14 protein-coding genes are annotated in these 15,966 nt (G+C 62.5%); 8 read left to right on the top strand and 6 right to left on the bottom strand.

Translation table 11 applies throughout. The features are described from left to right. Window positions 1-4 precede the first annotated feature (4 nt). The 6 genes from EUU22_RS08960 to EUU22_RS08935 all read right to left on the bottom strand — a co-directional run bounded on the left by EUU22_RS08960 (window position 5) and on the right by EUU22_RS08935 (window position 7,564). The gene (locus tag EUU22_RS08960) at window positions 5-1,768 is read right to left on the bottom strand and encodes an ABC transporter ATP-binding protein (protein WP_129331737.1); all 1,764 of its coding nucleotides are present in this window, start codon (window positions 1,766-1,768) and stop codon (window positions 5-7) included. A 10-nt stretch (window positions 1,769-1,778) separates the two neighbouring features. Further along, window positions 1,779-2,864, bottom strand: a complete 1,086-nt coding sequence (locus EUU22_RS08955; RefSeq protein WP_129331673.1) for an ABC transporter permease — start codon at window positions 2,862-2,864, stop codon at window positions 1,779-1,781. 38 nt (window positions 2,865-2,902) lie between these two features. Then, window positions 2,903-4,309: a CmpA/NrtA family ABC transporter substrate-binding protein gene (locus EUU22_RS08950; protein ID WP_129331671.1), complete on the bottom strand. Its 1,407-nt coding sequence runs from the start codon at window positions 4,307-4,309 to the stop codon at window positions 2,903-2,905. A gap of 357 nt (window positions 4,310-4,666) precedes the next feature. Then, window positions 4,667-5,923, bottom strand: a complete 1,257-nt coding sequence (locus EUU22_RS08945) for a CmpA/NrtA family ABC transporter substrate-binding protein (protein ID WP_129331669.1) — start codon at window positions 5,921-5,923, stop codon at window positions 4,667-4,669. A 72-nt stretch (window positions 5,924-5,995) separates the two neighbouring features. Beyond that, window positions 5,996-6,583 carry an ANTAR domain-containing response regulator gene (locus EUU22_RS08940; RefSeq protein WP_129331668.1) on the bottom strand — a complete coding sequence of 196 codons (588 nt, stop codon included), beginning with the start codon at window positions 6,581-6,583 and terminating at the stop codon, window positions 5,996-5,998. Window positions 6,584-6,664: 81 nt separating this feature from the next. Next, on the bottom strand, window positions 6,665-7,564 hold the full coding sequence (locus EUU22_RS08935; protein WP_129331666.1) for a LysR family transcriptional regulator: 900 nt from the start codon (window positions 7,562-7,564) through the stop codon (window positions 6,665-6,667). A gap of 261 nt (window positions 7,565-7,825) precedes the next feature. Between EUU22_RS08935 and EUU22_RS08930 the strand changes: the two genes are divergently transcribed. The 8 genes from EUU22_RS08930 to EUU22_RS08895 all read left to right on the top strand — a co-directional run bounded on the left by EUU22_RS08930 (window position 7,826) and on the right by EUU22_RS08895 (window position 15,820). Then, the gene (locus EUU22_RS08930; protein ID WP_129331665.1) at window positions 7,826-8,626 is read left to right on the top strand and encodes a 5-oxoprolinase subunit PxpA; all 801 of its coding nucleotides are present in this window, start codon (window positions 7,826-7,828) and stop codon (window positions 8,624-8,626) included. Window positions 8,627-8,638: 12 nt separating this feature from the next. After that, a complete protein-coding gene (locus EUU22_RS08925; protein WP_112691346.1) occupies window positions 8,639-8,881 on the top strand; it encodes an acetyl-CoA carboxylase in 243 nt (80 codons plus the stop codon). Then, window positions 8,878-10,260: an acetyl-CoA carboxylase biotin carboxylase subunit gene (locus EUU22_RS08920; protein ID WP_129331663.1), complete on the top strand. Its 1,383-nt coding sequence runs from the start codon at window positions 8,878-8,880 to the stop codon at window positions 10,258-10,260. The genes EUU22_RS08925 and EUU22_RS08920 overlap by 4 nt, the downstream gene beginning before the upstream one ends. Further along, the gene (locus EUU22_RS08915) at window positions 10,260-11,135 is read left to right on the top strand and encodes a 5-oxoprolinase subunit B family protein (RefSeq protein WP_129331661.1); all 876 of its coding nucleotides are present in this window, start codon (window positions 10,260-10,262) and stop codon (window positions 11,133-11,135) included. The genes EUU22_RS08920 and EUU22_RS08915 overlap by 1 nt, the downstream gene beginning before the upstream one ends. Continuing rightward, complete coding sequence (locus EUU22_RS08910) at window positions 11,125-12,093, top strand: 5-oxoprolinase subunit C family protein (RefSeq protein WP_129331660.1); 969 nt, start codon at window positions 11,125-11,127, stop codon at window positions 12,091-12,093. Before EUU22_RS08915 ends, EUU22_RS08910 begins: the two co-directional genes overlap by 11 nt. Before the next feature lie 34 nt (window positions 12,094-12,127). Continuing rightward, window positions 12,128-13,201, top strand: a complete 1,074-nt coding sequence (gene torT, locus EUU22_RS08905; RefSeq protein WP_129331659.1) for a TMAO reductase system periplasmic protein TorT — start codon at window positions 12,128-12,130, stop codon at window positions 13,199-13,201. A 70-nt stretch (window positions 13,202-13,271) separates the two neighbouring features. Continuing rightward, a complete protein-coding gene (locus EUU22_RS08900; protein ID WP_129331658.1) occupies window positions 13,272-14,786 on the top strand; it encodes a sugar ABC transporter ATP-binding protein in 1,515 nt (504 codons plus the stop codon). After that, a complete protein-coding gene (locus EUU22_RS08895; RefSeq protein WP_129331656.1) occupies window positions 14,783-15,820 on the top strand; it encodes an ABC transporter permease in 1,038 nt (345 codons plus the stop codon). The genes EUU22_RS08900 and EUU22_RS08895 overlap by 4 nt, the downstream gene beginning before the upstream one ends. The last annotated feature ends 146 nt before the right edge of the window (window positions 15,821-15,966 follow it).

The following is a 15,966-nucleotide window of genomic DNA, read 5'->3' as shown; positions in this document are numbered from 1 at the left end:
GTTCTTACTCCGCTGCAGTTCTGGGAAGAGCCGCGCCGGTCTCTTCGAGACGAGCGGCGCGCTTCTGCCGGATTGTTTCGAGGCGCTCGAGTGACGGATTTGCTCCGCCCTCGTAGGCTTCGAGAAAATCGATGAGTTCTTCGCGATAGGCATAGTAGTCGCGGTGGGCGAGCAGGGCCTTGCGGCTTCGCGGACGCGGTAGATGCACGTCCATCACATTGCCGATACGAGCGTTGGGGCCGTTCGACATCATCACCACGCGGTCGGCGAGCAGGATCGCCTCATCGACGTCGTGCGTCACGCAGATGGCCGTGACCTTGGTGCGGGCCCAGACGTCCATCAGCACTTCCTGCAATTCCCAGCGCGTCAGGCTGTCGAGCATGCCGAATGGCTCATCGAGAAGCAGCAGCTTTGGGGAGAGGGCAAAGGCGCGGGCAATCCCGACACGCTGCTTCATGCCGTTCGACAGGTCCGCGGCCATACGGTGCATGGAATCGCCGAGGCCGACCTTTTCGAGATAGTATTCGACGATGTCCGTGCGTTCCGCCGGGGAGGCCGTCGGGTAGACTCGGTCGACACCGAGGGCAACATTCTCGCGTGCCGTCAGCCACGGCATCAGCGAGGGGGATTGGAATACCACCGCCCGGTCCGGCCCCGCGCCGGAGATTTCCTTGCCGTCGAGAATGATGCCGCCGCCGGAAATCGAGTTCAGGCCGGCTGCCATCGAAAGGACCGTCGACTTGCCGCAGCCGGAATGGCCGATCACCGAGATGAACTCGCCCTTGTTGATCTTGAGGTCGAACCCGTCGACGACCGTCAGCGGACCCTTGGGAGTGGCGTAGGTCTTACGGACCTCCGAAAACTCGACAAAGCGGCGCTCGACCACGGTGCGGGCGGCGCGCTCGTAGGCTGCCGGCAACTTGTCCGCACCGGGCTTCTGGGTAATCGGAACGACGTTCGGCAACTCGATGACGCGGCCGGCCGACGTATTGCGATCGGCGCCGACGTCCATCAGATATGCCGTGACAGCGGCGCGCAAGCGGATGAACTCCGGGTCTGAATTCATTTCGGCGCGAGCACGCGGGCGCGGCAGAGTCACGTCGAAACTGGGACCGAGTCGTGCATTCGGACCGGGTGTGAGAGGAACGATACGGTCGGCGAGTAGGATTGCCTCGTCGACGTCATTGGTGACGAGAATGATCGTCTTCTTCTCCTGTTCGGAAATCACAGCGAACTCGTCCTGCAACTTCGAACGGGTCAGCGCATCCAGTGCCGAAAGGGGCTCGTCCATCAGCAGGACGTCGGGCTGCATCGCCAGAGCGCGCGCCACGGCAACGCGTTGACGCATGCCTCCGGAAAGCTCGGCAGGTCTGCGATCCTTCGCATGCGCCAGGCCGACCATTCCGACATAGTGCGACACGATCTTCCGACGCTCTGCCCTGCTCTTCGCCTTGAAGACGCTGTCGACTGCCAGCGAAACATTGGCATCAACCGTCAGCCAGGGCATCAGCGAATAGGACTGGAACACCACGCCGCGTTCGGGGTCGGGGCCAGTGACTTCCCGGCCGCGGAAGAGGACCGCTCCTGTATCCGGCTTCGCGAGGCCGGCCAGAAGTGAAATCAACGTGGTCTTTCCGGCACCGGAGAAGCCGACGATGGCGATGAATTCGCCTTCCGTCACCGTCAGATCGATGTTCGCCAGCACGTCGTTTCGGGAATTGCCGTGGCCGTACGATTTCGAGACGTTGCTTAATTCGAGGATCGTCATCGTCATTCCCTCACCGCGTGGCCGAGAAGGTGAAGGCCGACTGGAGCGCGAACATGACGCGGTCCAGCACAAAGCCGATGATGCCGATGGTAAGAACCGCAACCATGATACGGGCGAGCGAAGTCTCCGAACCGTTCTGGAACTCGTCCCAGACAAACTTTCCGAGCCCCGGATTCTGCGCCAGCATTTCGGCAGCGATCAGCACCATCCAGCCGACGCCGAGCGCCAACCGCAGGCCTGTGAAGATCAACGGCAAGGCGGAGGGCAGGACCAGCTTGCGGATCGTTGTCGCCGTCGAAAGCTGCAGCACCTTGCCGACGTTGACGAGATCCTTGTCAATCGAGGCGACGCCGAGCGCGGTGTTGACGAGCGTCGGCCACAACGAACAGAGGGTGACGGTGACCGCTGAAATCACCAGCGACTTCGGCAGCAAGTCGGAGGGATTCACATAGAGTGCCGAGACGATCATGGTGACGATCGGCAGCCAGGCCAGCGGCGAAACCGGCTTGAAGATCTGGATCAGCGGGTTGATCGCTCCATTGATCGTACGCGACAGGCCAGAGGCAATTCCAAGCGGAATGGCGATGACACTGCCGATCAGGAAGCCGAGGCCGACCGTCATCAACGAGGTCAGGATCTGGTCGAGATAGGTCGGCTTACCGGTATAGATGCGATGCTTGACCTCGTCCGCCTTGCCGTCGGCGACGAGCTTGGCGTTGCGCTCATCCTGGCGCTGGTAGAACGCAGCCGCCTTCTCGCGCTCAGCAAGATGATCCCGCCAGAGCGACCCTGCCTGTTCGAAGACCTCGGTCGGACCAGGTACAGCCCCGAGCGATGTCTTGACCATCGGCGCAAGAGCGCCCCAGGCAACCAGGAAGAACAGGATGCCGGCGAGGGGCACGACCAGAGTCTTGCGTATCTCCGCCACCTGTTCGCGAACACTGTCGCCGGCAGCCATCCTCAGGATGGGCGTGACCCAGCCGAGCCCGAGGATATTGAGCCATATGGAGACCTTGTCGATACGCTGGAAGAGTCGTTCTCTTCGGATTGCGCTATCGATCTTGGCGGTCCCGATGGTTTCAGTTGCGTGCGCCATCTATGCTTGCCTCATCATTGTCGTGCGTGTGTGTAGGATCAGCCGCCGACGACTTCTGCGCCTTCGATCTTCTGGTGGCCCTTGAGACCGATTTTCAACGAGTCGATGTAGGCGTTCGGGCTCTTGCCGTCGTAGTTGACGCCGTCGATGAAATCCGCGGTCGGCGCCTTGTAGCCGTCGCTGCTCCAGGGGAAGTCGGCGTCCTTCGCCTTGCCTTCCTCAACCAGCATCTTCGCGGCCTTCAGGTAGATGTCCGGCTTGTAGACCGACTTGGCCGTCTCCGCGTACCAGGTGTCGTCCTTGAACTCGGGGATCTGCCCCCAACGGCGCATCTGCGTCAGATACCAGACCGCGTCGGAGTAGAAGGGATAGGTGGCGTTGTAGCGGAAGAAGACGTTGAAGTCGGAGACGTCCCGCTTGTCGCCCTTTTCGTATTCGAACGTCCCGGTCATCGAATTGGCGATGACCTTGGCGTCGGCACCGACATATTCCTTGCGGGACAGAATTTCGACGGCTTCGGCGCGATTGGCGTTGTTGTTTTCGTCAAGCCACATCGCCGCGCGGATCAGTGCCTTGGTCAACGCGAGCGTCGTATTGGGGTTCTGGTCGACGAATTCCTGCGTCAGGCCGAAGACTTTCTCCGGATTGTTCTTCCAGATCTCGTAGTCGGTCACGACCGGCACCCCGATGCCCTTGAAGACCGCCGCCTGGTTCCAGGGTTCGCCGACCGAGTAGCCGACGATGGTGCCGGCTTCGAGCGTTGCCGGCATCTGCGGCGGGGGCGTTACCGAGAGAAGCGCGTCGCCCTTGATCTGTCCGGAAACGTCCGCCGGCGAATAGAAGCCGGGATTGATGTTGCCCGAGGCCAGCCAGTACCGCAGTTCGTAATTATGCGTCGAAACGGGGAAGACCATGCCGAGGTTGAAGGGCTTGCCGTCCGCCTTGAACTTGTCGACGACCGGCTTCAGGGCGTCGGCTTTGATCGGATGCACGATCTTTCCGTCGGCGTCCGTCGCCACATTCGCCTTCATCATGTCCCAGACTGCGTTCGAAACGGTGATGCCGTTTCCGTTCAAATCCATGGAAAATGGCGTGACGATGTGGGCCTTGGTGCCGTAGCCGATTGTCGCTGCAAGCGGTTGACCCGCCAGCATATGGGCACCATCCAGTTCGCCGGTGATCACGCGATCGAGCAGTACCTTCCAGTTCGCCTGGGGCTCGAGCGTCACGTAAAGGCCTTCGTCTTCGAAGAAGCCTTTCTCGTAGGCGATCGCGAGCGGCGCCATGTCGGTGAGCTTGATGAAGCCGAGCTTCAATTCGTCCTTTTCGAGCGAGAGCATCTCCGCAGTCGCCTGAGTTGCAAAAGCGCTGATCGCCAGCGCGGAACAGATACCCAGCACTCCATTGCGTACTGCCTTCACGGCGTCAGTCGATTTCTCGGTCATCGATCGGTCCCTTCCCCGGCTACGGAGAGAATGAGCAATAAAAAACGCCGCTCGGAGATTTGCGCCCGCGGGAGGAGGAATCCCGGACTGCAAAAACCCTTGCGACGTCGGTGTCTGATGTGGACGCGCCTTTGGCGCTCATCTGCTTGCCGGTCGCCGTTGACCGGTGCACTAATTGACACGCAAACAGCGTGCCACATTCAGGGGCGCGGAATTATCTTATTGACGAATAAATAGAAAATACGGCACTTCCCATAGAATGCTTATTCTTTGAGCGGATCAATAAGTGCACATTCTTAAGGCGATTGCCCATCGACGACGCCAGGAGAGCCGGACAATTGTGCAGCGCGGTCGGTGCTACGCCTCGTCCCCCACGGTCGACGCCGGCACAGCACTGCGCACAGCAAAGCCCTCCACATACTCGGCTATGCGGGTAGGATCGAAGACGTGGCCGTCCATGAAACGGTCCGCCGGGTCGGCACCTTCCATACGGAGATCCGCATCTGCAGCCGGCGCGGCTGCCTCGCCGAGGGCGAGACGGTAGAGGTCGGGACGGAAGGCCGAGGCGGCCGCCTTCATGCCCTCCGCAGAGAACGCCACCTGCCCCCAGCGGATCATTTGGCTGTAGATCCAGAGCGCCTCGCTCGGCCGCGGATAGTTGGCAAAGCCACCGTGAAACCGGAAATAGTCCCTGATGACGCGACGATTGCCCTTCGCGTCGAGGCTGAATTCGCCTGCAAGCACGTGGCGGATGATATCGACCGGCGCGGCGATGTAACGGGGATCGGCGAGCAGGTCGGCGAGCGCATCGTGGTTTTCCGGGTCGTCGCACCAGCGGGCCGCCGCATCGAGCGCCACGAGGAGACGTGACACCGTCTCGGGATGAGCTTCCGCCCATTCCGGCCGCATTCCGAGCACCTTCTCGGGCGCCGACGGCCAGATGTCCTGTTTGGCCGCGACGATACGGCCGACGCCGCGCCCGGAGGCAACCATGTTCCATGGCGCCCCAACGCAAAAGCCGTCGATTGCTCCCGCCGCGAGCGCATCGGACGTGAGCGGCGGCGGCACGACGACCAGCTTCACATCACGATCAGGGTCGATGCCGCCGGCCGCGAGCCAATAACGGAACTCGTAATTGTGCGAGGAGAACGGATAGGTCATGCCGAGCGTGGGCGACTGCTCTCCCCTCGCCCGCATGTCGGCAAGCACCAAAGCCAGCGCACGTGCATTCTCGAGCGCAGAGGCAGCATCATCGAGCCCGGTCAGCCCTTGCATACGCTCGAAGAGCCGGAGCGACAGCGTAATCGCATTGCCGCCACGACCGAGCGAGAAGGGCGCGATCGTCGGCGAAGGATTGGAGCCGAGCCCCAGCATCGACGCGACCGGCATCGGCGAGAGCATGTGGGCCACATCGAACTGCCGGAATGCGAGCCGGTCCCTGACATTGGCCCAGGAGACATCGCGCACGAGATCGAGCGCGAGACCTTCGCGCGCTGCAAACCCGCATTCCGACGCGACGATCAGCACGGAAGCGTCCATCAGCGGAATGAAGCCGGCGCGCAAGACCTTCGGCTCCGGCGAGCGCCCGAGCGCCGGCGAGGCCTGTAATCCCATGCCTTTCGAACCTGTGTCTTTCCGACCTGTCGTCATGTCATTCACTCCGGTTCCTCCGGATAGCGCCAACGATCACAGCAGCAGCCCCGCCGCGGTGACGACACTCTGGGCGATTTCGGCAAGCTTCTTCTTTTCGTTCATCGCGGTCTGGCGCATCAGCGCGAAAGCCTCTTCCTCGGAAAGCCCGCGCATTTTCATGAGAATGCCCTTCGCGCGTTCGATGACCTTGCGCTCCTCGAGCGCGCTGCGGGCATCAGCGAGTTCACGCTGCAGCCGGCTGAAGGCGTTGAAACGGCTCACCGCCATGTCGAGGATCGGCTTCACCCGCTCCTTTCTGAGCCCATCGACCACATAGGCGGAGACGCCCGCGTCAACCGCCGCCTCGATCGAGGCCGTGTCGGAGCGGTCGACGAACATGGCAATCGGCCGACTGACGGTCCGTGTCAGCTGGAAAAGGTGCTCCATCATGTCGCGGTTCGGGTTTTCGATATCGATGATGATGACGTCGGGCGCCAATGTCTCGACCACTCGGGCGATGCCGTGCATCTCATGCGCGACGGTAACCCGCGTGTGCCCGGCCTCACGCAAGCCTTCCTCGATGATCGCGCCGCGAACGGCGTTCTCGTCAATAACAAGGATGGTCAGGTCAGGATGCGACATCCCCTATTGATGGTGCATCGCAGCAATCCTGACAAGTGGGTTCTTGCAGCGGCACCAGCTGGACGGGCCGGCATCCCACCACTATTCCGGGATGTTGAAGGAGCGGCGGAAATAGGAGCGCACCCCCTCCATCGCCGGCGTGAACTCGGCATTCCGGCGCCAGGCAAGCCCGACATCCATCGAGGGGATCGGATCCTTGAGCGCGATCGTCTCGATGCGGCGCCCCTCGAGCGACCACGGGCGGTGAACCATGTCCGACAGGATCGCGACGCCTTGTCCGTTGGCGACCAGCGAGCGCACCGCCTCGACGGAAGAGGTTCGAAGCGTGATCCTCGGCAGATAGGGCGTCTGGCTCCAGTAGCGTAGCGAGGTGTGGGACGCCTCGTCGACCGTCAGCATGATATAGTTCTCCTCCGCCACTTCCTTGAACCCGATGCTTTCCTGCTCGAGCAGACGATGACGGGCCGAGACCCAGAGCCGGCGCTGCGAACTCAGGAGTTTCTCCGTCGCCAGTTCCGGGTTGAGGATGTTGGACGTCAGCATCACCGCCAGATCGTAACGATTGGTCAGGAGCCCCTCTTCGACGGATTCACGGTTGAGCTCGAAGAGCTGGATCTCGATCCCCGGAAACTGCCGCCGCATGCGCTCGATGTGAAAGGGCAGGAAATAACCGATGACGGTGTAGGTGGCGGCAATCGTGAGCGTCCCCTTGACCTCCGCGGATACCAGATTGAGCTGCGTCGCCTCGTCGATCTTCTGCAGGATCTCGTAGGCCTGCGAAAGAAAGCGCCGGCCGGCGACCGTCAGATCCATGCCGTGGGGCGTGCGGTCGAAGAGGCTCGCACCGACCGTCTCCTCGAGATCCTTGATCGCGGTCGTCACAGCCGATTGGGAGATTGCAAGGTTCACCGCGGCCTGCGAGACCTGACCGGATTCGGCGGTGGCGACGAAATATCGAATTTGGCGAAGGCTCAGCGACATCGGATATCCATACGATCTGAATCTACGATATATTATATCGATTTTTCAGAATGAGAAGCGCGAAGATTGTGGCGTCGTCGGAGTTCACCTGAACGACATACGGGTAAATATTTGATTTTCCATTATGCGCCTGCAGAACGCCGCCTGCGATATGATTTTCTTTTTCAGATACACTCCTTCCAAAAATAGAATTTTTCAAATGAAACTTTTCTTCATACGGTCTTCTGACAAGAAAGAAGGCATTGCGCTGCATTGCACAAAATGCGGGCAGAACAGGGAAGAAAAGTGGCACTCGAGGTCGTGGACATCAATTGTGATCTGGGCGAGGCTTTCGGCCGTTGGCATGTCGGCGATACCGACGATGCCGCCCTGATGGGACTAATAAGTTCAGCCAACATTGCGGCCGGTTTCCATGGTGGTGATCCGAACCTTATGGATCACACCGTGCGCCTCGCGGTCGAACATGGTGTCGGCGTCGGAGCCCATCCCGGCTATCATGACCTCCAGGGTTTCGGGCGGAGAAAGATCAACGGCACGGCCCGCGAGCTCGTCAACGACATTGTCTACCAGGTGGGCGCATTGCGTGAGTTCGCCCGCCGCCACGGCACCAACCTGCAGCATGTGAAGCCGCACGGCGCGCTCTACATGGAGATGGCGGTCAACCCGGAACTCGCACAGCTCTTCGTCACTTACATGCGCACCGTCGCGCCGAACGCCTACGTCTTCTGCATGGCCGGGTCCGCGACGGAAAAGGCCGCAATCGAGGCCGGCCATCCCGTTGTCCGCGAGTTTTACGCGGACCGTGACTACGACGAGAGCGGCTCCATCGTCTTCACGCGCGACGCGGGACGCCCCGATCCGGCAACGATCGCCCGCAAGGTGGTGCGCGCCTGCACCGAAGGCCGCGTGACGGCCGTCACCGGCAAGGACATCCCGGTCCCCTTCGAGAGCATCTGCTTCCATTCCGACACGCTGGGCGCCCTCGATATCGTCCGCCACATGCGCGAAGCCCTGATCGCCGCGGGCATCCGCATCGCCCCCATTTCAGAAATCGTCAGATAACGGGAGACCACGATGAGCAAGCTCGAAATCAAATCGCCCCTTCCGGGAACCTTCTACCGCCGGTCGTCTCCCGACGCCGCACCATACAAGCAGGATGGAGAGAGCGTGGCAGCCGGCGACGTCATCGGCCTCATCGAAGTGATGAAGACCTTCCACGAAGTCCGCGCCGACGCGAGCGGAAGCTCGATCACCTTCGTTGCCGACGACAACGAGCCGATCATGGCCGGCCAGGTCATTGCCGAGGTCGAGGCATGAGCATCTCCTCCATCCTCGTCGCCAACCGGGGCGAGATCGCCGTCCGGATCATCCGCGCCGCCCAGGCGCTCGGGATCAGGACCGTGCAGGTCCATTCCGCCGCCGACCGCGACATGCTGGCCGTGAAGCTCGCCGACCAGGCAGTCGAAATCGGGCCGCCGTCCGCGGCGAAGTCCTACCTCAACATCGAGGCCGTGCTGAAGGCCGCACGCGAAACCGGCGTCGACGCCGTTCATCCCGGCTATGGCTTCCTCTCAGAAAACGCCACCTTCGCGAAGGCCGTCGAAGACGCCGGCCTGATCTTCATCGGGCCGCGCCATGATGCGATCAGCCTGCTCGGCGACAAGGTCGAGGCGCGCAAGGTCGCAAGCCGTGCCGGCGTCCCGACCGTGCCCGGTTCCAACGGCCGGATCGACGATATCGCCGCCGCGCGCGAAATCGTCGAGGAAATCGGCTTTCCGGTGATGATCAAGGCGGCAGCCGGCGGCGGTGGCCGCGGCATCCGCATCGCCGAAAGCATGGAGGATTTCGAGCGGCACTTCCCGCAGGCCTCGGCCGAGGCGCTCGCCGCCTTCGGCGATGGCGGGCTCTATGTCGAAAAGGTCATCACCCGTGCGCGCCACGTCGAGGTCCAGATCCTCGGCGACGGCCGGAACGCGATCCACTGTTTCGAGCGCGAATGCTCGCTCCAGCGACGCCGCCAGAAGGTCTGGGAAGAGGCCCCCTCCTTCCGCCTGCCGGAGAGCGTCCGCAAGGCCCTCTGTGAAAGTGCCGTCGCGCTTGCCCGCGAGGTCGGCTATCGCGGAGCCGGTACCGTCGAATACCTCTATGACGACGAAACGGGCGCGTTCTACTTCATCGAGGTGAACACCCGCATCCAGGTCGAGCATCCGGTAACCGAGATGATCACCGGCATCGACCTGGTCCAGGAGATGATCCGCATCGCCGGCGGCGCAGAGCTTTCGATCCGCCAGGAAGATGTCGTAATCCGCGGCCACGCAATCGAGTGCCGGATCAACGCCGAGGACCCCATGCGCGGTTTTCTGCCCGGTCCCGGTCTGGTCGAGGCGCTCGGCGTTCCGGAAGGCGACGGCGTCCGTTTCGACACCATGCTCTACGACGGCTACCAGGTCCCGCCCTTCTACGATTCCCTGCTCGGCAAGCTGATCGTCTGGGGTGAAAGCCGCGACCACTGCCTCGACCGGCTCGGAGAGGCCCTCGACAATTTCGAGATCCGCGGGCTCGCAACGACCATTCCTCTCCACAAGGCACTGGCATCCGATCCGTCGGTGGCCGCCGGTGACGTCCACACCCGCTTCCTCGAACCGTGGCTGGAGACGGAGTTCAAGGCCTTTGTCGCATCCAAGGAGGTTGCCTGATGCCCATGCGCTATACGTTCGGAGGTGACGAACACCTCTTCGTCGAATGCTCCGAGGAGATGTCGCTCGAGGCATTCTTCAACTCGCTGTCGATGACGACGGGCATCAAGCAGGCGAAGATCAAGGGCGTGACCGAAATCTGCCCGGCAAACGCCTCCTTCCAGATCAAGTTCGACCCCGACGTCATTCACCCGAACGACATCCTGAAGGAAGTCCAGGCGATCGAGGCGGCGGCTGCGAAGTCGGAGCCGGTGATCACCACCCGCATCATCGAGATTCCGGTCTTCTACAACGACCCGTGGACGCACGAGACGCTGATGCGTTTTCGCGAGCGCCATCAGGATCCGGCGAGCACCGACCTCGAATACGCCGCTCGGATCAACAACTATGGCTCGGTCGACGATTTCATCGCAGCCCATTCCGGTTCGCCCTGGTTCGTCTCGATGGTCGGCTTCGTCTCGGGCCTGCCCTTCATGTACCAGATGGTCGAGCGCCAAAGGCAGATCGAGGTGCCGAAATACCTGCGGCCCCGCACCGATACGCCGAAGCTCACCGTCGGCCATGGCGGCTGTTTCGGCTGCATCTATTCGGTGCGCGGCGCCGGCGGTTACCAGATGTTCGGCATCACTCCGATGCCGATCTACGATCCGACCCAGACGACGTCCTACCTCAAGGACTTCATGGTCTTCTTCCGCCCCGGCGACATCGTCAAGTTCAAGCCGGTCGACCGCGACGGCTACGACCAAGCGGTGGAAGACGTCGACAAGGGACGCTTCGCCCCGCCGATCCGCGAGGTGAAGTTCGACCTCAGGGAATTCCAAAAAGACATCGACGGCTACAACGCGAAGCTGGAGGGCGTTCTCCATGGCCATTAAGGTTCAACATCCAGGTCTCGCCACCACCGTCCAGGATCTCGGTCGGCCGGGCTATTTCCATCTCGGCATCCCACTCGGCGGCGCCATGGACCGCCTTGCGCTCAAGGCCGCAAACCTCCTCGTCGGCAACGAGGAAGGGGCTGCCGGCCTCGAGGCGGTCTTCGTCGGACCGAAGCTCGAGTTCACCGAAGATGCGATGGTCGCCGTGACCGGGGCCGAGATGCCGATCCGGGTCGACGGCGAAGAGAAGCCGGGCTGGACCGCCTTCAAGGTCAAGGCCGGCCAGGTGCTCTCCTTCGATTTCCTGAAGACCGGCGCCCGCATCTATATCGCCGTCTCCGGCGGCATCGACGTGCCGCTCGCTCTCGGCTCCCGCTCGACCTACGCGATCGGGGCACTCGGCGGCTTCAAGGGCCGGCCGATCGCCGCCGGCGACGAACTGCCGGTCGGTGCCGCAGGCGCGGCCGTCGAAGGCAAGTCGATCCCGGAAGCGCTCCGTCGTGGCCCGGGCATGCCGGCCGAGCTGCGGGTCCTGCCGGGCCTCTACTGGCATCGCATCACGGAAGAGTCGGGGAAGAACTTCTTCGAGGACACCTGGAAGGTCGCGCCTGAAGCCGACCGCATGGGCTATCGTTTCCGTGGCGGTCGCAAGCTCGATTTCGTTCCGCGCACGCCGCCGTTCGGCGCCGGCTCCGATCCGTCGAACATCGTCGACAGCTGCTATCCCTACGGCTCCATCCAGGTGCCGGGTGGTACCGAGCCGATCATCCTGCATCGCGATGCGGTTTCCGGCGGCGGCTACTTCATGCTCGGAACCGTGATCTCCGCCGACATGGATCTGATCGGCCAGCTTCAGCCACATACGCCGACCCGCTTCGTGAAGGTCGACATGGAAACCGCGCTCTCCGCACGAAAGGAGCGAGCCGCCCTGATCAACCAGATCCGCAATCTCTTCTGACCCGCAGCAACCAACTCGAAAAAGGGGAACAACCATGAAAAACAGAATTGCACTCACACTGGCGAGTTCCGCACTCGCCCTGACGCTGGCGACGCCCGCGCTGGCGGAAGCCTGGTATCCTTATCCGGCGCAGGCCGTCGAGCCTGCATTTTCGGCCGACGGCAAGGCCATCGACATGTCCTATTCGCCACTCGAAAAGGCAGAGAAGCCCTGGAACATCTGCGTCTCATTCCCACACATGAAGGATGCCTACTGGCTCGGCGTCGACTACGGCGTCGCCGAAGAAGCGAAAGACCTCGGCGTCAAGATGAACCTCGTCGAGGCGGGCGGCTATACGGAACTCTCAAAGCAGATCAGTCAGATCGAAGACTGTGTCGCCGGCGGGGCCCAGGCCGTGGTCATCGGCGCCATCTCCTTTGACGGCCTCAACAATCTCGTCAGCGAGATCAAGAAGAAGAACATTCCGGTGATCGACGTCATCAACGGCATTTCTTCGCCCGACATCACCGCCAAGTCGCTCGTTTCCTTCTACACCATGGGGTACGAAACCGGCTCTTACCTCGCCAAGAAGCATCCCGCCGGGTCGGAAGAGGTGAAGGTCGGCTGGTTCCCGGGTCCGGCCGGCGCCGGCTGGGTGGAAGCCGCCAACAAGGGCTTCCTCGAAGCGATCAAGGGCTCGTCCGTCAAGGCTCTCGAGCCGAAATACGGCGACACCGGCAAGGAAGCTCAGCTGAAGCTGGTCGAGGACGTGCTGCAGGCCGAGCCGGACATCCGCTATATCGCCGGCACGGCGGTGACGGCGGAAGCCGCCCAGGGCCTCATCCGCGAGCGCGGCCTGAAGGGCAAGGTCGACCTTCTCGCCTTCTACATGACGCCCGGTGTCTACGAGGGCATCAAGCGAGGCTTCATTCTCGCCGCCCCGGCGGATTCGATGGTCGTCCAGGGCCGTATCGCCATCGACCAGGCGGTCCGTGCACTGGAAGGCAAGGAGTTCGTCAAACACGTCGGACCGAAGATCTTCGTGGTCGATCCGTCCAACGTCAAGACGGTGCCGCAGACCAACATCCTGCCCCCGGACGGCTACAAGCCGGTCTTCTCGGTCAATTGATCGCGCAGGTTCCGGCGTCTCACGGGCGCCGGAACCCTTTCCCGGCAGCAATGATTGGACTGATACGAAAATGACTTCGCGGCCACCGCTGGTGGAAATGACCGGCATTGCCAAATCCTATCCCGGCGTGCGGGCGCTCGATGGCGTCGACTTCACGCTGCAAGCCGGCGAAGTGCACGTCCTCTTCGGCGAGAACGGCGCCGGCAAATCGACGCTGATCTCCATCCTCGCCGGGGTCACCACTCCGACCGAAGGAGTGGTCCGGATCGACGGCGAGGCGAAGCACTTCCATACGGTCAACGACGCGCGAGCGGCAGGCATCGGCGCCGTGTTCCAGGAATTTTCGCTGGTGCCGACGATGACGGTCGCGGAGAACATATTTCTCGGCCAGGAGCCGCGAAAGATGGGCCTCGTCCAGCGCCGGCGCATGTATGCCGAGGCGCATGTCCTCTTCACAGGCCTCGGCTTTCCGATCGACGTCCGCCGGTCCGTGATTTCACTGTCGCGCGCCGAACAGCAGATGGTCGAGATCGCCAAGGCACTGCATCAGCAGGCCCGAATCCTCATCCTGGACGAGCCGACCGCCTCGCTCACTGAGAGAGAGACGCAAAAGCTCTTCGAATTCATCGACCGTGCCAAGGGGCGCGGCGTCGGCATCGTCTACATCTCCCACCGCATTCAGGAATTCAAGGCGATCGCCGACCGCATTACCGTCCTGCGCGACGGGCGCCTGATCGGTACGATCAGCGCCGAGAACCTGTCGGAGAAGGCGCTCGTCGAAATGATGACGGGCCGCAAGATCGACGAGATCTACCCACATATCGCGCGCAGCCCGCAGCCGGAACCTGTCCTGACAATCCGCGGATTGAAGGCCTGGGGCGTCGACGGCGTCGACATTGACGTCCGCCGCGGCGAGGTCCTCGGCGTTGCAGGCCTCGTCGGCTCCGGCAAATCGCGCACCTTCCGCGCCGTCATGGGCCTGCTGCCGACGGCGGACGGTACGGTCACGCTGATGGGACGCGACAAGACCGGCGCGGCAACGCCCGAAATGATGCAAAGCGGCGTCTTCTTCCTCCCGTCCGACCGAAAGGAAGAGGGCCTCCTGCTCGGGGCGAGTGCGCGCGCCAACATCGCGCTTTCCATTCTCGACCGGCGCGACACGCGCAATGCGCTCGGCCTCGTCTCGCCCGCAGCGCTGCGCCGCCAGTCGAGCGAGATCGGACGCAAGGTCGATCTCAGCGAGGCCTTCCTCGAGCGCGGCACCTCGGAACTCTCCGGCGGCAACCAGCAGAAGATCCTCTTCGGCAAGAGCTTCGGCAGGGATTACGACGTCTATATTTTCGACGAACCGACAGTCGGCGTCGACATGGGCACCCGCGCCGCCCTCTACCGCATCATCAAATCCATAGCCGAGGCCGGCAAGGCGGTCGTGGTGATCTCCTCCGACCTGCCGGAAGCCATGCACCTCGCCCACCGGCTGATCGTCTTCCGCAACGGCCGAATCTCGGCCGAACTGGAAGGCGAGGCCATTCAGGAACAGGCAGTCCTCGGCGCCTTCTTCGATCAGGAAAGAAAATCGGCATGACCAGCAAGCTCGAAACCGCGTCGGTCACGGACGCCAAGCAGACCCTCTCCTCAACGGCCGCACTGAAAGCCGTCTTCATCAGGCTGGGTGCCCTGCCGTTCTTCCTGATCGCGGCGCTGATCCTCTTTTCTCTCGCATCCCGGCAGTTTCTGACCCTCGACAACCTGACGAACGTCGCCCGCCAATCGGTCTATCTCGTCCTCGTCTCGCTGGGTCAGATGGTGGTTCTGGTGACGGGCGGCTTCGACCTTGCGGTCGGCACCTCGATCGCGCTCACCTCGGTGGTCTCGGCTTCGGTCATGGTGTATTTCGCAGCCCAGTTTCCCGACATGGTCTGGCTGGTCATCGTCCTCGGCGTGTCGGCGGGGTTCCTCGCGGCTCTCGCACTCGGCATGCTGAACGGTATCGGCATCGCACAGTTCGGGGTTTCTCCCTTCATCATGACGCTCGGGGTACAATCCGTCGGCGCCGGCATCGCGCTCTTCCTGACCGGCGGCGTGCCGATCGGCAATCTCCCCTTCGAATTCGGGGATTTCTTCGGTTTCGGTCGCGTGCTCGGCGTTCCCGTCCCGGTCCTGATCGCCATCGTCACCATGGCGGCCATGTGGGTCCTGATGAACCGGACGCGCAGCGGCGCCCGCATCTACGCGATCGGCGGCAACATCAAGGCCGCCAATCTCTCGGGCATCAACACGAAGCGGACGCTCTTCCTCGCCTATATCCTCTGCGCGCTCCTGGCATCGGTCGCGGGCGTCCTGCTCACCGCCCGGGTCGAAAGCGGCGAGACCAATCTCGGCGGCACCATCGCGCTCGAATCGATTGCGGCCTGCGTCATCGCCGGCGTCTCGCTGAGGGGCGGCATCGGCCGGGTGGAGAGCGTGGTGCTCGGCGCCTTCTTCATCGTGCTCGTCCAGAACGGGATGAATCTGATGCAGATCGGCTCCTACATGCAGATGGTGCTCCTCGGCTCGCTGCTGATCCTCGCCGTCGTCATCGACCAGTTCCGCTACCGCATGCTCATCGGCAACAGGTAGGGGCAAAGCCGGAAAACGAGGTCGGCTCGACGTCGATCGTCGGGCCGGTCTTGGCGCATGCTTCTAGATTGCCCGGCGAGACGAGATCGGCATCGAGCGTGCTCCCGCGCGCATGCTTGAAATGTCGCGACCACCCTTCATACATT

Source organism: Ciceribacter ferrooxidans (assembly GCF_004137355.1).
Classification (GTDB): domain Bacteria; phylum Pseudomonadota; class Alphaproteobacteria; order Rhizobiales; family Rhizobiaceae; genus Allorhizobium; species Allorhizobium ferrooxidans.
Note: the sequence above shows the minus strand (reverse complement) of the source record. Positions and strands in the feature narration are given on the sequence as shown.